Raw genomic sequence first — 19,150 nt, 5'->3', positions numbered from 1 at the left:
AGAGGTGAAGGAAAATGATAAGGAATATAGTGATTGTCCTGCTTGTTGTAGTCGTTGCAGGAACCGCATTCTGGGGCTATCAAGAACATAAGGAAAAAAATGCTGTATTAATCAATGCGGAAAACACGTATCAGCGAGCCTTTCATGATTTAAGCTATCAAGTAGACTTATTGCATGATAAAGTCGGCAGCACATTGGCTATGAATTCTCGATATTCATTAAGTCCGGCCTTAACCGATGTATGGCGTATCACTTCCGAAGCCCAAAGTGATGTTGGACAGCTGCCGTTGACCCTGCTCCCATTCAATAAAACAGAAGAATTTTTATCAAAAATTGCGGACTTCAGTTATAAAACAGCTGTACGTGACCTTGAAAAAGAACCATTGAATGATAAGGAATATTCGACTTTACAATCCTTGTACACACAGGCAGGTGACATCCAGGACGAGTTAAGAAAAGTGCAATATCTAGTCCTTAAAAACAATTTACGCTGGATGGATGTCGAAATGGCTCTTGCATCAGGAAAAGAAAATTCGGATAACACGATCATCGACGGATTAAAAACGGTAGAGAAAAAAGTATCAGGGTATGGGGAAACAAATGAGATGAATCCGACTTTTACTTCTGTACAACAGAAGGAGGAAAATTACAAAAATTTAGAAGGTAAAGTCTATACAAAAGAAGAAGCTGTTGCTGTTGCAAAAGGCTATGCCCATATAAAAAACGGAAATTTGAAGGTGAATGTCGAAGAAAACGGCAAAGGTTCCGATTACGGATTTTACAGTGTAAGCATTCTTGATAAGGATACCAATAACGAAGTGAATATGGATTTGACCAAAAAAGGCGGTTATCCAATTTGGTATATCAATAATAGGGACATTAACAAAACAAATATTGATTTGAATCAGGCATATACTAAAGCCGCAGATTTTTTAAAAGAACATGATTTCAGTTCACTTGAATTGTTTGAAAGTGCACAATACGATAATATCGCTCTGTTAAATTTCGTGACATCAATAGATGGAGTCAAGATTTATCCGGATTCAGTCAAGGTTAAAATAGCATTGGATGATGGATCTGTTATAGGATTTTCAGCGGACGAGTTTTTAAAATCACATAAGGTTAGGGAAATTGGAAACCCCAAAATTTCTGAGGAAGAAGCAAAGAAAAAAATTAACTTAAATGTTAAAATAATGGATCAAGGGAAAGCGTTAATCATTAATGATATTGGCGAAGAAGTACTCTGTTATGAATTTCTTGGTACGATAAACGAAGATACATACCGTATTTTCATTAATGCTGATAACGGCCAAGAAGAAAAAGTGGAAAAACTAAAAAATTCCGAGCCAATATACGAAAATTTAATGTAATTCTCTAATAATTTAACTTTACTTACTATCATAGGGAAATGTGCCTAGTCACTTTCCCTTTTTCTTATTTCATGACATAATAATATAAACTATTTTATGGATTATGTGGGAAAATTTATTGGGAAATTCTTATGCAATCTCCTTCTTTAGTGGCTATCATAGAATGCGAGGACGTGGAAATCACAATGATTAATATTGGCGATATATTAATGCTGGAACAGATATATTCTTCTCAAAATGAAAAGTTCAAATGTATGGTTGTAGAAATGGAAGCAGGGTTTGTTTATATAGACTTTCCCATCAATTTAGCGACTGGAAAAAATGCATTTCTTGTGGACGGAACTCAAGTGAACGTTACATTTTCTAATAAGGAACAGGCTGTATATGTTTTTGAGTCTGAGGTTTTAGGAAAAGTGAAAGGCCAGATACCGATGATTCAACTACTATTGCCGGATGTAGAAACATTTGTGAAGATTCAAAGAAGGGATTACGTTCGTCTTGATGTAACGCTTGATATAGCCATCCATCCCGAACATTCTGAGTTTACTCCATTTCGTGCACTTACTGAGGACATCAGTGCCGGCGGAGCTTCTATCAGGCTTTTAAAAGGTGCAAATATAAAATCGGATTCACAATTATATCTGTGGATGGCTCTTACTCTAAAATCAGGGCAAATCAACTACTTGCGGTTAAAAAGTCGAGTCATTCGAGTAACTGAGAAAGACCAGGGTAATATGCTACTGCACATACAATTCATTGAACCAACCAAAAATGATGTACAAACATTAATGAGATTTATTTTTGAAAAGCAGGTGGATTTAAAGAAAAAAGGGTTGTATGTTTGAATGAAAAACAGCGATTCTTTCCATACTGATAAGATAATCAAGTGTGGAAGGAGCAGCTTATGAAAACATTTGAAAGGCTGTTAATTAAAGTGATTATTATCCAACTGGTCTGTTTGTTCTTTTTTCAGTTCCTTTTGAGCAGGGAAGATCATATCTTCGAATTAACTAAGCTCTCAAGGTATGAAGGTGTCAATAGCAATAATTATACGAAAATCATTGAAACCTTCAATGGAATATCAAAATAAAAGCGGCCAATCCGCTTTTTTTGTATGAAGTTTTTTTCTGGAAGGAAAACTATTAATGGCCTTTTAAATCGAAAGTATACAAAAGCGAATTTGGATGTACACGCCCTTTTATTAATGATTTTCCCGCTAATTGTGATAAAATGAAAGGGTATTAAATAATCAGCATGATTGTAGGATTCTTGGGAGGATTTATGGAAAAAAAAATATCAGTTGCAATCGATGGACCAGCTGCTGCTGGAAAAAGTACGGTTGCTAAAATTGTTGCAGAAAAGTTCAATTACATATATGTGGATACAGGTGCAATGTACAGGGCCTTAACCTATAAAGCTCTGAATCATCAGATTCCTCTGAATGATGAACAAGCTTTATTTGAGATTCTTATTAATACAGAAATTGAATTAAGACCGAGTGAAAATGGGCAGTTGGTTTTCTTGGATAATGAAAACGTTTCAGCCCAAATCAGAAACAATGAAGTGACTGGGTCTGTATCAGAAGTGGCGAAGCATCGGAGTATCCGAGAAGAAATGGTGCGTAGGCAGCAGAATTTTGGTGAAAATGGTGGAGTTGTCATGGATGGAAGAGATATCGGGACACATGTGTTACCTAATGCCGAAGTAAAAGTATTTCTAATTGCCTCTGTAGATGAACGAGCTCAGCGGAGACATCAAGAAAATATTTTAAAAGGTTTCCCATCCGATATTGAAAAGTTAAGAGAAGAAATTGCAACAAGGGACAAGCTGGACTCGGAACGTGAAGTAGCTCCCCTGAAAAAGGCAACAGATGCTATAGAAATTGATACGACTTCATTATCAATTCAAGAAGTGGCAGAAAGTATCATGTCTTTGATAGAAGAGAGGAAAAGATGAAATTGGATTTTTACACATTTGCCAAAAACGTCGTTAAAAGCGTCTTAATGCCTTCGTATAGGGTTAAAACGCTTGGGAAGGAACATTTCCCTAAAGATGGAGGGGTATTGATTTGTGCCAATCACATTGATAATTTGGATCCGCCTATAGTTGGCATAACGTCTCCAAGGGATATTCACTTCATGGCGAAGGAAGAGTTGTTTCAAGCACCGGTTTTAAAGGGTATTTTACCAAGAGTAAATGCCTTTCCCGTAAAGCGGGGAAATAGCGATCGGGAATCTCTTAGAAAAGGTTTAAAGCTTTTAAAAGAAGGTAAGGTGCTTGGACTGTTTCCGGAAGGGACTAGAAGTAAGACAGGTGAATTGGGAGAAGGTATGGCTGGAGCTGGGTTTTTCGCATTGCGTTCTGATGCGGTAATTATACCTTGTGCAATTATTGGGCCCTATAAGTTTTTGCGACCATTAAAAGTGGTTTATGGTCCACCAATAAATTTCACTGAATATAGGGAAAAGAAGATTTCAGCCGATGAAGCAACCAAGATTATTATGGACCAAATCGGAAAATTGATTTCTGAGCATAAATAATCCTTCATACTTGACAATTTTATGATTTTGTTAGAATTTATAAAATAGGGGTATAGTTCCGTTTTAGGGATGAAAAGGAAAAAAACCTTGTTACTCTAAAAAAAGCTGTTTTTATCTTTATTAGGAAAGTGTTTTTATTGAACCACTTTAAATAAAATATGTGGCCGATGAAGAGGAAATTTGCTGATCAGTCATGGGTTAAGGAGGAGTTAGTAATGACAGAAGATATGAATCAGGTAGAAGTGAACAATTACAAAGTTGGGGATCAAGTAAAAGCAACCGTTTCAAAGGTAGAAGAAAAACAGGTTATTGTAGATGTAGAAAACAGCAAGTCAGATGGAATTATTCCTATCAGTGAGCTGTCGAGCCTTCATGTCGAAAAGGCGTCAGATGCCGTTTCGGAGGGGGATATATTGGAGCTTGAAGTTATTAAAGTAGAAGAAGAAGCTCTTATTCTATCAAAACGTAAAATTGATGCGTTAAAAGCATGGGATGACCTGGAACAAAAATTTGAAAACGGAGACGTATTTGAGGCAGAAGTAAAAGATGTTGTCAAAGGCGGTCTTGTTGTAGATCTAGGCGTACGTGGTTTTGTTCCAGCTTCTTTAGTAGAAGACTACTTCGTTGAAGACTTTTCTGATTACAAAAACAAAACTTTAACATTCAAGATTGTTGAGCTTGAGAAGGATAAGAATCGTTTAATTCTCTCCCATCGGGCAGTCATACAAGATCTAAAAGAAAAACAAAAAGCAAATGTTCTTGATACAATTGAAAGCGGGCAAGTACTCCATGGAACAGTACAAAGGATTACCGACTTTGGTGCATTTGTCGATATTGGAGGGGTAGACGGACTTGTCCATATTTCTCAGCTTTCTCATGAGCATGTAGATAAGGCATCAGATGTCGTTACCGAAGGCGATGAAGTACAGGTGAAAGTTCTTTCTATTGATCGCGATAATGAAAGGATTTCACTATCCATAAAAGATACTCTACCGGGGCCTTGGACAGATATTTCTGATAAAGCAGCGAAAGGATCTACACAAAAGGGCATCGTGAAACGCCTTGTTTCTTTCGGAGCATTCGTGGAGATTTTCCCGGGAGTAGAAGGACTTGTCCATATTTCGCAGATTTCACACAAACATATAGCAACACCGCAGGAAGTGTTAAAAGAAGGTCAGTCTGTCGAAGTGAAAGTTCTTGATGTCAATGAAAAAGAACACCGTTTATCATTGAGCATCAAAGAACTTGAAGATCCTCAGTCCAATTACACATCAGATTATGAACTCCCTGAAGAAACAAAGGGCTTTCAGCTGGGTGAAATGATTGGTGATCAATTGAAAAAACTAAAATAAGAAAATAATGGTGATAGCCTTGGAGAGAGCAAAACGAAAATTAGAGCATATAGACTTTGCATTAAAAACAGGTCAGCTACGTAAATCCGGACTAGAAGATATTTCGTTTATTCACCAGAGCTTACCAGGAATTTCTTTGAATAATGTGGACCTCACAGTAGAAATTGGCGGACTTAAATTAAGTTCGCCAATTTTTATAAATGCAATGACCGGTGGCGGTGGTCTTGAAACAGAAAAGTTGAATGGGGATTTGGCGATTGCTGCGAGGGAAACAGGGATTGCTATGGCAGTTGGTTCACAAATGGCAGCCATAAAGGATTCCAGTCAGCAGGCATCCTTTAAGGTAGCAAGACAGGAGAATCCTAATGGAGTCCTGATTGGAAATCTGGGTGGTGAAGCAACTGTAGAGCAAGCAAAGCGAGCGAGCGATATGATAGAGGCTGACGCTCTGCAGATTCATCTCAATGTCATTCAAGAGCTGACAATGCCTGAAGGAGATCGGAATTTTGCAGGTACATTATCACGAATTGAAGAAATCAACAGAAGCCTTGGAGTTCCTATGATTGTAAAAGAAGTCGGGTTTGGAATGAGTAAGGAAACCGTTGAACAATTACTTTCCGTTGGAGTTTCAATCATTGATGTGGGTGGGTTCGGCGGAACGAATTTTGCGAAGATTGAAAATGAAAGACGAGCGAAAATACTCGGCTATTTTAATGAATGGGGTATTCCAACAGCTGCCTCAATAGTAGAAGCAGTAAACGTTTCACCTACGCTTTCAGTTATAGGATCAGGTGGTATTCAAAGTCCTTTAGAAATTACAAAAAGCCTTGCCTTAGGGGCAAAAGGTGTAGGTTTAGCCGGCCATTTCCTAAAACTGCATAAAGAATTGGGCTTGGCACAGTTAATTAAAGAAATAAACTACATACATGAAGATTTAAAAATCATCATGACGGCGCTTGGAGCTGCTAATATTTCTGAATTAAGGAAAACAAAAATAGTTATTTCCGGCAATACCTATCATTGGTTAGCTCAAAGAGGTATTGATTGCTCGACATATGCTAAATGAAACAAAAAGAAGCATCTCTAATTGTTCAAAGACAATCGGATGCTTCTTTTTTTATTTAGCTGTTTCTTTTTCTTGCCTCTTCCGGGCTTTCCATTCTAGTGGCTCCTTTATGATCCAGTGATTGGTCTCTATCAGATTCCACCCGTTTACTTTCTTTCAATTTCTTTTCTTGACGATCTTTACCCATGAGTACACCTCCTTTTTGTAAATAACTAAATGAACAGTTTTATGTAAAGATATTACAAGTACTCATTAAAAATCGAGCTTAATGTTTATTCTTTAAATAAACAAGCCATAATGTTTCCTAAAAGGGGGACGCTACATGGATGGAATTTTGTTTTATTGGATGTCATGGATAGTTTGGGTCATTGTCATGTATTTTATTCCAAAGACTGTTCCATTTCGTTTTGATTTTCTTTTTCATCTGTTAGCTGTCTTGGTTTTAGCAGGATATAATCTGGAGGTTTCCTTGCTTTCTATACATATGAGCGGTCTATATCTTATCTTTATACTTTGTGTGTACATAAGGAAGCAATCGATTATCAAGATTATAGAGCTGATCAGCGGTTGCCTTATAATCACTCTTGCTTATGCAAGTTTTCAGCTATTTTCTATGCTTGATCCGATTTGGCTCATTATGAAACCTTCTTACCTTTTGTGTATTTTTCTGAATTATCTTATCCTATTACTTTTTAAAAATTGGAAACATCGCTTATTCGTCCTTTTAGTTGGACTGATTATGGGTGACCTCGTATATTCGGGATTGCTTGCCTATCATTCATTGTCCTATGAGGCACTTACATACGCATGGCATGATAATGCAGTATTGATATTGTGTGCAAACATAGTCTGGAGACTATTGGAACTTATGAGTAGATACATTTTTTCATCATCTCAATCGAGGTTTTTATCGAAGCAGAGAAAAGGGAACTTTAATCAATGAATATTTCTGACCTAACTATTAATGAAGCCAGAATATACGGTATGAGGATAAATGCTTGTTTTATCCAATAAGCAAGGTTGCATTTGGATTTAATTGGAATCGGAAGGCTTTTATGCATACAAACATTGTTGATTGGCGAGAAATTTGTTACTATAGGATAGTTAGAGGTCTGTAGATAAATCGTAATATGCTCTAATCAAATAAAAAGGAAGCTGAATGCCGAAAGCTTTTTTCGGCTATCTTCATTTTTTTGGGCTGTTTTTAATCACGTTTTACCATGCTGAGAGTTCAGCTTCATGTCACCTGAGGAACAGGGGAAGTGAATTGGACAATCTGCCTGTAAATACTTGATACGTTTAACTAACTATCAGTGGGGAACTCTCTTACTGATGGAAGTTTCCTTTATATGATGGTGGATGCAGCCTTTTCCTTGAAAAGGAAATAATGAAAATCAACAATGCAGATGCAATATTAAAAAAATGCATTCATGAATTTCGTGACTTTGACAGAGATATAGTAGCAGAAAGGGTGAATAGCAATGCCAAAACCGGTAATTGCGATAGTCGGTCGGCCGAACGTAGGTAAATCGACAATCTTTAATAGAATAGTGGGAGAACGTGTATCAATAGTTGAAGACGTTCCAGGAGTAACAAGAGACAGAATTTATAGTTCAGGTGAATGGTTGACACATGATTTTAACATAATTGATACAGGCGGGATCGATATCGGTGACGAGCCGTTCCTCGAACAAATTCGCCAGCAGGCTGAAATTGCTATAGACGAAGCCGATGTAATTATCTTTATGACGAATGGTCGTGAAGGAGTAACATCTGCTGATGAAGAGGTAGCGAAAATTCTCTTTAAATCGAGAAAACCTGTTGTTCTAGCGGTCAATAAAGTCGATAATCCAGAAATGAGAGATCAAATCTATGATTTCTACGCGTTAGGTTTTGGGGATCCATTCCCAATCTCTGGATCACATGGACTTGGTCTTGGGGACCTATTAGATGAAGCGGCAAAACATTTCCCTAAATTCAGTGGTCAAGATTATGCTGATGATGTTATTAAATTCAGTTTAATTGGAAGACCGAATGTTGGTAAATCATCACTAGTCAATGCCTTGCTTGGAGAAGATCGGGTTATCGTCAGTGATATTGAAGGCACGACTCGTGACGCGATTGACTCACCGTATAAATATAATGGTAAAGAGTATGTCATTATTGATACCGCAGGGATGAGAAAAAAAGGGAAAGTGTATGAAAGTACGGAAAAATATAGTGTACTTCGTGCATTGAGAGCAATTGAACGTTCAGACGTTGTTCTTGTCGTTTTGAATGCGGAAGAAGGTATCCGTGAGCAGGATAAAAAAATTGCCGGATATGCCCACGAAGCGGGTAGAGCGGTCATAATTGTCGTCAATAAATGGGATGCTATCGAGAAAGATGAAAAGACCATGAAGGACTTTGAAGAAAATATTCGTGCTCATTTCCTATTCTTAGATTATGCGCCGATCATTTATCTTTCTGCCCTAACTAAAAAACGTACACATACGTTGATACCAGTCATAGATCAAGCTAGTGAGAATCATGCTATCCGTGTTCAGACAAATGTATTGAATGAAGTGGTTATGGATGCAGTGGCTATGAATCCGACACCAACTCATAATGGGAACCGTTTGAAAATTTACTATACGACCCAGGTAGCGATTAAGCCGCCAACTTTTGTTGTATTTGTTAACGATCCAGAGTTAATGCATTTCTCATATGAGAGATTTTTAGAAAATCGAATTCGGGACGCCTTTGGATTTGAAGGAACACCGATACGCATTTTTGGACGCCAAAGAAAATAGAAAGGGCGGTATGTACAATGGTGAACGCAAAAGAAAGTATCGCAGTTATTGGTGCAGGGAGCTGGGGAACTGCTTTAGCGATGGTATTAGCTGATAATCAGCATGAAGTGAGGTTATGGGGACATAATCCGAAACAAATTGATGAAATAAATCAAGCTCATACTAATAAAAAATATTTGCCGGGTATTGAACTTCCAATAGGAATTAAAGGGTATTCTTCAATCGAGAAGGCTTTAGTTGGGATTGAAATAATTATATTAGCTGTGCCGACGAAAGCCTATCGTGAAGTGCTTGGTCAGATTGAAGCAGCCCATGATAAGCCATTAACAATTGTTCATGTAAGTAAAGGCATTGAACCTGATTCGCTACTACGTATTTCAGAAATGATTGAAGAAGTATCTTCAACAGATTGGCTTCAAGATATTGTGGTCCTTTCTGGGCCAAGTCATGCTGAAGAAGTCAGTTTACGTCATCCAACAACAGTTGCCGTTTCTTCAAAAAATATGAAGGCGGCCGAAAAGGTTCAGGACATCTTTATCAATCATAATTTCCGTGTGTATACAAACCCTGATTTGATTGGTGTCGAAATCGGGGGAGCTTTAAAGAATATAATTGCTTTAGCCGCCGGTATTACGGACGGGTTAGGCTATGGGGATAATGCAAAGGCTGCCTTAATTACACGAGGATTGGCTGAAATCTCTCGTTTAGGAGTAGCCATGGGCGCTAACCCACTCACTTTTTCAGGATTAGCTGGTATTGGTGACTTAATTGTAACTTGTACAAGCGTACACTCCCGTAACTGGAGAGCAGGAAATATGCTTGGAAAAGGACAAAAGCTTGAGGAAGTTTTAGAAAACATGGGTATGGTTGTTGAAGGTGTAAGAACCACTAAAGCTGCCTATCAACTAGCTCAAAAGTACGAAGTGAATATGCCGATTACTGAAGCCTTGTACGATGTCTTGTTTAATGGTGAAGAAGTGAAACAGGCAGTTGACCTCTTGATGAATCGTTCGAAAACGAATGAAATGGAAGAACTCTTTAACATTTTGGATAGCAGACAGCAGGATTAACCTCAAATCTGTAGTTTCAATAAAAAGAATTTCATTAAAATGGGCATTCGAGGATGCGCGTTGCAATGTATCAGCATACAATGCAACGAAAGTAAACTAGTAATTTGACCTCGGCACGGGGGATTTAGTCAAATGGGCAGAAGATATCTTGATATCTTCTGCTTTTTTTTATGAATAAAAATCACCCAATCACCTTACATTTTCGTTTATGACAAAATTAATTTTCAGCATAAATACTTATTTATTGTTTTTAAATTTGAACATCTCGAATTATGAATAAATGAATAGATTATTCAAGTTTGCATGAAGTTTCTACTAATTTCCTTGTTATTCGCTTAAAATCGACTGTTTTTTTTGGTATGAAAATTGCGAAGTGTAATATATTCAGAAATTTCGCAATAAGGGGGCACTAGAAAACGTTGGTGAAATTTTAATCAATGAACACAGATATTAGGAAGGGGAATGATACATGCAAACAGGTCAGCTGAAAAGGTCTCTAAATTTATGGCATATTGTATTGCTCGGTGTTGGATATATGACCCCGATGGTTGTTTTTGATACATTTGGGATTGTTTCTGAAAAAACAGGGGGGCATGTACCGACCGCTTATGTTATTGCTCTAATAGCGATGTTGTTTACGGCAGCCAGTTACGGGAAAATGGTAAAAGTTTACCCGCAGGCAGGTTCGGCCTATACTTACACCCAAAAAACGATTAATCCGCATTTAGGCTTTCTTGTCGGCTGGTCATCGATGCTTGATTATTTATTTTTACCAATGGTGAATGCCGTATTAACAAAAATATATTTAACTGCTCTTTTTCCTGAAGTGTCTCCATGGATATGGGTGGTTGCATTTGTTCTTTTAATGACGGTCATTAACTTATTCAATGTGAACTTTGCTGCCAATTTTAATAGCTTTCTTGTTTTTTTTCAAATGCTAGTCATTATCATATTTGTGGCACTGGTTGTTAAAGGGGTTATGGGTGGTGAAGGTACAGGAGAGGTCTTCTCGATTCAACCATTCATTGGGTCACATATGGAAATGTCCACTCTCATAACAGGAGCAACGGTTCTATGTTTTTCTTTCTTGGGATTTGATGCGGTCACTACGTTATCAGAAGAAACACCAAATCCAACCAAAACGATTCCGCGTGCCATTTTTTTAACTGCTTTTATTGGCGGAGTTTTATTTGTGACAGCTGCTTTTTTTACACAGCTATTTTTCCCTGATGTTTCCCGTTTTGCTGACCCGGAAGCGGCATCACCAGAAATTGCCCTATATGTAGGAGGAAAACTTTTTCAGGCGTTCTTTCTTGCAGGTACATTATCTGGTACCCTTGCTTCAGGTCTTGCATCACATGCTAGTGTTTCAAGGCTTCTATATGTTATGGGGCGAGACCAGATGATCCCGAAAAAACTTTTTGGGTTTATCCATCCTACATATAAAACGCCATTTTACAATGTCATCTTTGTTGGGGCTATATCACTGGTGGCATTATTCCTTGATTTAGTAACAGCTGCTTCACTCATTAATTTTGGAGCTTTAATTGCTTTCACTTTCGTAAATATTTGTGTAATTATCCATGCAATTAGGAACAAAAGCTTTCGTTCAGTTAAAGGATTTCTAAGTAATATCTTGTCCCCGGTAATAGGAGCAGCATCAGTGTTCATTCTTTGGCTTAATCTTGAAATGAGTTCACTGATTCTAGGGGTTATTTGGGCGGTAATCGGTATTGGTTATCTTCTTTATCGGACGAAATTGTTTACTAATTCTCCTCCGCAATTCCAATTTGAAAAAGCTCAAAATATCTAAAAAAATCAGAAACAAGGGAGGATGTCATATGTCTGATAGAGGGATGAACAGGTCGTAAACGCTCATTTCTGTTGTTCTATTTGGTTTTTCGTTTAAGGCGTTAGCGCATATGCTCTGAATTAATCCTATCAATAGTGAATCGGATCATAACAATACAAATGAAAAAATGTAAAAAGAGAATGAAAATTAGAAAGGAAAAATGTTCTTTTGCACAAGTCAGTTTTAAACAATTTGGGGATGCATTAGCGGTACATGTAACAAGGGTCCAATAGAGGGCCCTTTTTTATGTTTACAGATTCAGTTATATTGAAGATGAGTTCAGGAGTAAATGTTTATTTTTTATCTCGCAATTTAGAATTATGTTAAAATAAAGGCTAGTGACAAAAGGAGAGTGAAACTGTGCTATCCATACCGGATGATAAAATTAGACCATTCATAACTATCACAATTGATCAACCTACATTTTCAGCTCAAAAAGTTTATGAGATACAGGAACCTTTCTTTTTTCTGATGAAGGAACAGCAAGTGTTTGCCTATATCCGCATGGAGGACCTCCCGTTAAACGATAGAACATTAACAGCCGAACAGCTTGTGCAGTATGCCTTTTCAATTGATAATGTCTGTAAGTTGCCTCCGAACATCTCTCTGCCGCTTCTTTATCAAATTATCGGTGAACCTATCGTATTGATAAAAACGGATGAAGGCATGCTTACTGGCTATGTTAAAAGGGAAGATGTGTTAGCTGAACTATTCAAGCAGGACAGCAAACAAAATTTAGATCTGTTAAAAGTTATTTTGACATCCATTCCTATGGGGATCTTTGTAGCTGATAAAGAAAGAAATATTGTTAACTTTAATGAATCAGGCTTGAAAATGATAAAAAAGCCATCAGAACAAGTACTTAATCAACCTGCTGCGACCATCTTCAATAAGCAGCATATACATAGTGTGTTTACCAGTGGAGGCAGTATCCTCAATCAGCTGGAAATTACCGATATAATGAGTGTGCTTGTCGATTATAGCCCAATTCTAAACCATACAAAAGAAGTGGAAGGTCTTATTATCATCGTTCAGGACTTACCAATGGTTGAGGAAATGGCTATGGAAATAGAGTTGATAAAGAGTTCGAATAAGGATTTAAATGCCATTTTAGCGAATATCTATGATGAAATTCTGGTCGTTAATCAAAAAGGGGAACTGTTGCGCTACAGTGACAGCATCATTTCTGGATTCTGGGGAATGGATTTAAAGGATTATATCGGGAAGAACCTCTTGCAAATAGAGGATGAAGGGATTTTTAACCCTTCGGTCACCCGGTTAGTTCTTGAGCAAAAGAAGAAAGTATCGATTGTTCAAGATACGAAAATGAATAAGAAAGTCCTTTCCGTAGGAACCCCTGTGTTCAATGAAAAAGGAGACATTGAGCGAATTGTCATTGCATCAAGGGATATTACAGAAACAACTCAGTTAAAATCAGAGTTAAATGAAATGAGAAAAGAACTTGACTCGTTCAAAAAACAAGATCAATTTTACAAAGAGTTGATTTTCGCCAGTCCTAAAATGGAGCAGATTATTAGCCAAGTGAAAAAAATTGCCCATTTTTCATCTACCGTGTTAATCAATGGAGAGTCTGGTGTAGGTAAAGAAGTGATTGCCGAGTCAATCCATAAAATGGGTAGAAGGTCCAAACAGCCTTTCTTGAAAATAAATTGCGGAGCGATACCGGAAAATTTACTCGAAAGTGAATTGTTTGGTTATACGAAGGGATCATTTACCGGCGCAGATAAAAATGGAAAGGTAGGATACTTTCAACAGGCGAATAATGGCGTTTTATTCCTTGATGAAGTTGGAGATATGCCTATACACCTGCAAGTGAAATTGCTTCGTGTTTTACAGGAACAGGAAGTGATTCCGATTGGTAGTACTACACCTATACCGATTGATGTTCAAATTGTTGCTGCTACGAATAAGAGACTGGAAAAAATGGTCGAGATGGGGACATTTAGAGAAGATTTGTTCTATCGGTTAAACGTCATTCCCATTCATGTTCCGCCTTTAAGGGAAAGACCGGAGGATATACCGCCGCTGGCTTTTCATTTTCTACAAAAGCTAAATGAGCGGTATCACCGAAATTACCATTTTTCGCCAGATGCTCTAAATATTCTGGAGGTCTATTCATGGCCAGGTAACATTCGCGAATTGCAAAATATGATTGAAAGATTGGTTGTCTCCGCGGATGAAGAAATGATTGATGCCGACTTTATCCAGAAGTTCCTTACGGTTGGCAGCGATTTTAAACAGGCAAAACCAATTATAACGAGAATTCTTCCTCTTCAAGAGGCACAGGATTATGTGGAAGAGCAATTGATCATGCTTGCAATGAAACAATATAAAACTACGACGAAATCAGCTAAAGCGCTTGGAATCAGCCAATCGTCAGTGAGCAGAAAGTATCAAAAAATCTTAGCAGAGCAAAATAAGAGAAGCGAAAAAAATGTATTTTTTTGAATGAAAGCTGTTGACAAGTGTTTAACTTGTACAACGGCTTTTTTTTTTATGTAGTAATTGGAAAGCGTCTCGAAGGACTTCTAAAAGGGAGGTATGCATCAGAAAATAAGCTATGCATATTTGCATAGTTTTTATAGATTTTTAAAAGAAAAATAGCTATATCCTCAATGAAACATGTTGGCATGGTTCTTGCTTGTATATATGTATAAGCTAAAAGGGAGGTAAACAGTAAAGTTTTATCAGAGCTATCATAATTAGCCAACCACTACAGATTACTAAAAAAGGAGTTTTTTATATGTCAATTAATGTAGAAAATAAAACAAATCAAGTGAGCCAAACAGAAACACAGGATTATATTAAAAAAGTGCTTCAATTAATCGAACAAAAAGAAATTTCAAAAGAAGATGCCCAATGGGTAACGAAAGAAACTGTTGAAAATTTCCGTAACCATGTAAACCCAGGTTTTTTAGAATATCGGAAAACGGTAACGAAAGATACACAATTCGCAGCAGTAGAATGGTCTGACCAGGATTCCTGTTTTACGGATGTTAATGGAAAAAAATATATTGATTGTTTAGGCGGCTTTGGTATCTATAATGTTGGCCACCGTAACCCCAAAGTTGTAAAAGCCGTTACTGATCAATTGCAAAGACAAGCACTTCACAGCCAGGACTTACTAGATCCATTACGGGCAATGCTTGCTAAGATTCTTGCTGATATTACACCGGGAGATTTAAAATACTCCTTCTTTACGAACAGCGGTACTGAAAGTGTAGAAGCTGCGTTGAAGTTGGCTAAAATGTACAGCGACCGATACACGATTATTTCGACGACAAAATCATTTCACGGAAAAAGTCTTGGTTCCCTTTCGGCTACTGCAAAGGGCATGTTCCGTAAACCGTTCCTACCACTGATTCCAGGCGTACGTCATGTACCTTTCGGTGATATCGATATGATGAGGAAAACGTTCGAAAGTAGTGCCCTTGTCGGTGAAGAAGTTGCTGCTGTATTGTTGGAACCTATCCAAGGAGAGGGAGGAGTCATTCTGCCTCCACAAGGTTATTTGAAGCAAGTTCGAGAATTATGTGATGAGTATGATGCGTTATTAATCTTAGATGAAGTGCAAACGGGAATGGGGCGCACAGGCAAAATGTTTGCTTCTGAGCTTTATGATGTTGTTCCAGACATTATTTGTTTAGCTAAAGCATTTGGTGGTGGAGTGATGCCAGCTGGGGCAGTTGTAGCCAATGAGAAAGTGTTTAAAAGCTGGTTCGAAAACCCGTTCATGCACACAACCACGTTTGGAGGAAACCCACTTGCCTGTGCTGCAGCCATTGCTACAATCGATGTGCTTTTGGAAGAAAAACTACCGGAGCGTGCCGCAGAAGTAGGTGAATACTTCCTAAATGGATTAAGAGAAGTAGCTAACGAGCATAAAGATAAGGTTTTGGAGATCCGTGGACAAGGTTTAATGATTGGTATTGAGTTCCATAAAGACGAAGTAGGTTATGAATTCTCAAAAGCTCTCTTCGATAAAGGTATTTTGGTAGCAGGTACGCTTATAAACTCTAAAACAATCCGGATTGAGCCGTCATTGACAATCCATTTGGATGAAGTTGATACAGTAATCAAAGCGTTTAAAGATGTGTTGCCAACACTTAAATCTTAATTATAATTCAACAAAAAAGCAGCCGAGGGGCTGCTTTTTTGGTTGAATAAAAGGAAGAGAATGGGGAGTGTTATACATTTATTTATTCGGGTAATTTGCAAGAAGTGGAAGTCTTTTATCGGACTATATGGAAGGCTAGGGGTAGTGAAATTGAAAATTATTATTTATCAAATGATTGTGACAAGCAATTTTTTACACAGTTTGGACAATGATTTAATTCCTTTAACGTAATTTGGTATGTTATAATAATTTCTGGAAAAAGGAGTGATAATGATATGACACCTGCTCTGCAAAAAATGTGGATATCCTTTATAGCTATGGGCTTTATGGTTATCTCTATACTTCTTATTTACTTAAGCCGCTATAAATTTAAAGGTTTTTTTAAAGGCTTAACAGCAATTATTGCATACATACTTATGATTCTTGCCGGCTTGATCATCCTTATCGTTGTTCTTAGCGGGCCAACCACTTGATAGGTGAGGAGAAATGATGAAAAATTTTTTCAAAATATTATGTTTATTATGCATCTCGGGATTATTGACTGGGTGTTTGTATCCTCAGAAGCAAAAAATGCAAAATCAACTGCCTTATAAAGAGCAAATACAATCTGTCCAAAGCGCAGTTGATCAATTTCAGAAAGATGAAGGCGGCATTTTGCCAATTGTTACAAAAGAGGCTGAAACACCAATTTACCAAAAATACGTGATTAAGTTTTCTAAGATTTCACCCAAGTATATGGCAGAACCGCCTGACAATGCCTATGAATCAGGTGGAGTTTTTCAATATGTCCTTGTTAATGTTGAAGATGATCCAACTGTAAAACTGTTGGATGTCCGGATGGCTCAGAAAATTCAGGATATTTCCTTGAGATTGAAAGCTTATCAGCAAAGCAACGGATACCCCCCATTTAAGGAAAGGTTAGCGGATAATGTCTTTACTCTTGATTATGAAAAGATGGGTCTAAAGGAAGCCCCTACGGTCACGAGTCCATTTTCACAAAAAGACTTATATTTCGTGGTTGACGGTGGCGGCAATATTTTTGTTGACTATACTCCTGATTTATATGACGTATTGCAGGGGTATGACGGAGGTATTAATCCTGGTGATGATATTCGTGAACTCCTTGTACAAAATTCAGAGTTTGTTCCGGCCTATTCACTGCCATATACAATTGATAAAAAAACAAATAATCCAAAATTTCTTTCAAAATAGTCATAACCCTTCTTCTACAAAATATATTGTAGGGGAAGGGTTATTTCTTTATTTTTATTTCATCTTACTTTTAAAATAACAACCCTTATATAAAATTTCTGGTGGAGGAAGGGATTAAACCAGGGAAATAATTGGAATAAATTTTTAGGACAACATCATAGATATATAGTGTCCTAAATAAAGTAAATGGATAAACGAAATCCCAAAACTCTAATTCGGGAGGGGATACCTTGGAAAAGGTAGATATTTTCAAAGATATAGCTGAGCGGACCGGTGGCGACATTTATTTAGGTGTAGTCGGTGCCGTCAGAACAGGGAAATCCACATTTATTAAGAAATTCATGGAGCTTGTTGTTATTCCGAATATACCGTCAGAAGCTGACCGTGCCAGGGCACAAGATGAATTACCTCAAAGTGCTGCTGGAAAAACGATTATGACGACAGAACCTAAATTCGTACCGAATCAGGCAGCGTCGATTCAGGTTGCGGAAGGGCTTGAAGTGAACATTCGTTTAGTTGATTGTGTGGGTTATACAATACCTGGGGCTAAAGGGTATGAAGACGAAAATGGTCCCCGTATGATTCATACTCCATGGTACGAGGAGCCGATTCCGTTCAATGAAGCAGCTGAAATCGGCACACGAAAAGTAATCCAGGATCATTCCACGTTAGGCGTAGTCGTTACTACGGATGGATCAATCGGAGAAATTCCACGCAGTGATTATTTAGAGGCGGAGGAGAGGGTTGTTGAAGAATTGAAGGAGGTTGGCAAGCCATTTATTATGATTGTCAATTCCGTTCAGCCCCATCACCCAAATACAGTCGCACTAAAGGAATCTTTACAGGAAAAGTATGATATACCTGTATTGGCCATGAGCGTTGAAGGAATGCGGGAATCAGATGTATACAGCGTCCTGCGTGAGGCCCTATATGAATTTCCGGTACTTGAAGTCAATGTGAATCTTCCGAGCTGGGTAATGGTTCTGCGGGAGGATCATTGGTTAAGAGAAAGCTATCAGGAAGCTGTAAAAGAGACCGTGAAGGACATTAAACGCCTAAGAGATGTAGACCGTGTAGTCGGTCATTTCAATGAATTCGAGTTTATCGACCGTGCCGCTCTTGCAGGTATTGAGATGGGTCAGGGCGTGGCTGAAATCGACCTTTACGCACCGGATGAACTCTATGATGATATTTTAAAAGAAATTGTCGGTGTGGAGATACGCGGGAAGGATCATCTTTTATCCCTGATGCAGGACTTTGCATATGCCAAGGCCGAATATGATCAGGTTGCGGATGCATTAAAAATGGTTAAACAAACGGGTTATGGCGTTGCAGCCCCTTCTCTTAATGATATGAGTCTAGATGAGCCGGAAATTATCCGTCAAGGAGCCAGGTTCGGGGTCAGGCTCAAAGCTGTGGCTCCTTCAATCCATATGATTAAGGTCGATGTTGAATCGGAGTTTTCACCAATCATTGGAACGGAAAAGCAAAGTGAAGAATTGGTTCGATATTTAATGCAAGATTTCGAAGACAATCCATTATCCATTTGGAATTCTGATATTTTTGGCCGAAGCCTAAGTTCTTACGTAAGAGAAGGCATTCAGGTAAAATTAGCGATGATGCCGGATAATGCACGTTACAAATTGAAGGAGACGCTGGAAAGGATTATTAATGAGGGCAGTGGGGGATTGATTGCTATCATATTATAAAAAAGGTTAAAAGCTGGACCAACTCCTTCATCGGATTGGTCTTTTTACA

General features: G+C 37.9%; 17 protein-coding genes. 16 read left to right on the top strand and 1 reads right to left on the bottom strand.

Annotated features, from left to right (window positions below):
* Positions 1-14 precede the first annotated feature (14 nt).
* The 7 genes from ypeB (at position 15) to fni (ending at position 6,328) form a co-directional block, all read left to right on the top strand.
* Positions 15-1,370 (top strand): germination protein YpeB, encoded by a 1,356-nt coding sequence (ypeB, locus tag RE409_RS18045; protein WP_201223767.1) that lies wholly within the window; start codon positions 15-17, stop codon positions 1,368-1,370.
* Positions 1,371-1,519: 149 nt separating this feature from the next.
* Positions 1,520-2,215 (top strand): flagellar brake protein, encoded by a 696-nt coding sequence (locus RE409_RS18040; protein ID WP_309557868.1) that lies wholly within the window; start codon positions 1,520-1,522, stop codon positions 2,213-2,215.
* 59 nt (positions 2,216-2,274) lie between these two features.
* Positions 2,275-2,460: a YpfB family protein gene (locus RE409_RS18035; protein WP_053346794.1), complete on the top strand. Its 186-nt coding sequence runs from the start codon at positions 2,275-2,277 to the stop codon at positions 2,458-2,460.
* A 191-nt stretch (positions 2,461-2,651) separates the two neighbouring features.
* Complete coding sequence (cmk, locus tag RE409_RS18030; RefSeq protein ID WP_201185651.1) at positions 2,652-3,326, top strand: (d)CMP kinase; 675 nt, start codon at positions 2,652-2,654, stop codon at positions 3,324-3,326.
* A gap of 2 nt (positions 3,327-3,328) precedes the next feature.
* Positions 3,329-3,910 (top strand): lysophospholipid acyltransferase family protein, encoded by a 582-nt coding sequence (locus RE409_RS18025; RefSeq protein ID WP_053348125.1) that lies wholly within the window; start codon positions 3,329-3,331, stop codon positions 3,908-3,910.
* A gap of 215 nt (positions 3,911-4,125) precedes the next feature.
* Positions 4,126-5,262 carry a 30S ribosomal protein S1 gene (gene rpsA, locus RE409_RS18020; protein ID WP_053346792.1) on the top strand — a complete coding sequence of 379 codons (1,137 nt, stop codon included), beginning with the start codon at positions 4,126-4,128 and terminating at the stop codon, positions 5,260-5,262.
* Positions 5,263-5,281: 19 nt separating this feature from the next.
* Positions 5,282-6,328 carry a type 2 isopentenyl-diphosphate Delta-isomerase gene (gene fni / locus RE409_RS18015; protein WP_309557867.1) on the top strand — a complete coding sequence of 349 codons (1,047 nt, stop codon included), beginning with the start codon at positions 5,282-5,284 and terminating at the stop codon, positions 6,326-6,328.
* 55 nt (positions 6,329-6,383) lie between these two features.
* On the opposite strand, the gene RE409_RS18010 is transcribed toward fni, so the two are convergent.
* On the bottom strand, positions 6,384-6,515 hold the full coding sequence (locus RE409_RS18010; protein WP_069981702.1) for a YpzI family protein: 132 nt from the start codon (positions 6,513-6,515) through the stop codon (positions 6,384-6,386).
* A 135-nt stretch (positions 6,516-6,650) separates the two neighbouring features.
* On the opposite strand from RE409_RS18010, the gene RE409_RS18005 reads away from it, so the two are divergent.
* The 9 genes from RE409_RS18005 to spoIVA all read left to right on the top strand — a co-directional run bounded on the left by RE409_RS18005 (position 6,651) and on the right by spoIVA (position 19,101).
* A complete protein-coding gene (locus tag RE409_RS18005) occupies positions 6,651-7,271 on the top strand; it encodes a YphA family membrane protein (protein WP_201185648.1) in 621 nt (206 codons plus the stop codon).
* 538 nt (positions 7,272-7,809) lie between these two features.
* Positions 7,810-9,120, top strand: a complete 1,311-nt coding sequence (der, locus tag RE409_RS18000) for a ribosome biogenesis GTPase Der (RefSeq protein ID WP_056525083.1) — start codon at positions 7,810-7,812, stop codon at positions 9,118-9,120.
* 17 nt (positions 9,121-9,137) lie between these two features.
* The gene (locus tag RE409_RS17995; RefSeq protein WP_201185647.1) at positions 9,138-10,190 is read left to right on the top strand and encodes an NAD(P)H-dependent glycerol-3-phosphate dehydrogenase; all 1,053 of its coding nucleotides are present in this window, start codon (positions 9,138-9,140) and stop codon (positions 10,188-10,190) included.
* 469 nt (positions 10,191-10,659) lie between these two features.
* Positions 10,660-12,003 (top strand): APC family permease, encoded by a 1,344-nt coding sequence (locus RE409_RS17990; RefSeq protein WP_201250705.1) that lies wholly within the window; start codon positions 10,660-10,662, stop codon positions 12,001-12,003.
* 399 nt (positions 12,004-12,402) lie between these two features.
* A complete protein-coding gene (locus RE409_RS17985; protein ID WP_397444117.1) occupies positions 12,403-14,511 on the top strand; it encodes a sigma 54-interacting transcriptional regulator in 2,109 nt (702 codons plus the stop codon).
* A gap of 295 nt (positions 14,512-14,806) precedes the next feature.
* On the top strand, positions 14,807-16,180 hold the full coding sequence (locus RE409_RS17980) for a putrescine aminotransferase (protein WP_056525074.1): 1,374 nt from the start codon (positions 14,807-14,809) through the stop codon (positions 16,178-16,180).
* 275 nt (positions 16,181-16,455) lie between these two features.
* On the top strand, positions 16,456-16,653 hold the full coding sequence (locus RE409_RS17975; protein WP_201185645.1) for a DUF2768 domain-containing protein: 198 nt from the start codon (positions 16,456-16,458) through the stop codon (positions 16,651-16,653).
* A gap of 16 nt (positions 16,654-16,669) precedes the next feature.
* Complete coding sequence (locus tag RE409_RS17970; protein ID WP_201185644.1) at positions 16,670-17,392, top strand: hypothetical protein; 723 nt, start codon at positions 16,670-16,672, stop codon at positions 17,390-17,392.
* Positions 17,393-17,622: 230 nt separating this feature from the next.
* Complete coding sequence (gene spoIVA / locus RE409_RS17965) at positions 17,623-19,101, top strand: stage IV sporulation protein A (protein WP_053346784.1); 1,479 nt, start codon at positions 17,623-17,625, stop codon at positions 19,099-19,101.
* The last annotated feature ends 49 nt before the right edge of the window (positions 19,102-19,150 follow it).

The sequence above is a fragment of the Peribacillus sp. R9-11 genome (assembly GCF_031345095.1).
In the GTDB taxonomy this organism is placed as follows: Bacteria; Bacillota; Bacilli; order Bacillales; family DSM-1321; genus Peribacillus; species Peribacillus butanolivorans.
This window is presented reverse-complemented; position numbering and strand designations above follow the sequence as displayed.

What these genes read in the sequence shown, in the direction of transcription:
- ypeB (WP_201223767.1), top strand. Translation starts at nt 15, where the DNA reads ATGATAAGGAATATAGTGATTGTCCTGCTTGTTGTAGTCGTTGCAGGA.
- RE409_RS18035 (WP_053346794.1), top strand. Translation starts at nt 2,275, where the DNA reads ATGAAAACATTTGAAAGGCTGTTAATTAAAGTGATTATTATCCAACTG.
- cmk (WP_201185651.1), top strand. Translation starts at nt 2,652, where the DNA reads ATGGAAAAAAAAATATCAGTTGCAATCGATGGACCAGCTGCTGCTGGA.
- rpsA (WP_053346792.1), top strand. Translation starts at nt 4,126, where the DNA reads ATGACAGAAGATATGAATCAGGTAGAAGTGAACAATTACAAAGTTGGG.
- RE409_RS18010 (WP_069981702.1), bottom strand. Translation starts at nt 6,515, where the DNA reads ATGGGTAAAGATCGTCAAGAAAAGAAATTGAAAGAAAGTAAACGGGTG.
- RE409_RS18005 (WP_201185648.1), top strand. Translation starts at nt 6,651, where the DNA reads ATGGATGGAATTTTGTTTTATTGGATGTCATGGATAGTTTGGGTCATT.
- der (WP_056525083.1), top strand. Translation starts at nt 7,810, where the DNA reads ATGCCAAAACCGGTAATTGCGATAGTCGGTCGGCCGAACGTAGGTAAA.
- RE409_RS17995 (WP_201185647.1), top strand. Translation starts at nt 9,138, where the DNA reads ATGGTGAACGCAAAAGAAAGTATCGCAGTTATTGGTGCAGGGAGCTGG.
- RE409_RS17990 (WP_201250705.1), top strand. Translation starts at nt 10,660, where the DNA reads ATGCAAACAGGTCAGCTGAAAAGGTCTCTAAATTTATGGCATATTGTA.
- RE409_RS17980 (WP_056525074.1), top strand. Translation starts at nt 14,807, where the DNA reads ATGTCAATTAATGTAGAAAATAAAACAAATCAAGTGAGCCAAACAGAA.
- RE409_RS17975 (WP_201185645.1), top strand. Translation starts at nt 16,456, where the DNA reads ATGACACCTGCTCTGCAAAAAATGTGGATATCCTTTATAGCTATGGGC.
- RE409_RS17970 (WP_201185644.1), top strand. Translation starts at nt 16,670, where the DNA reads ATGAAAAATTTTTTCAAAATATTATGTTTATTATGCATCTCGGGATTA.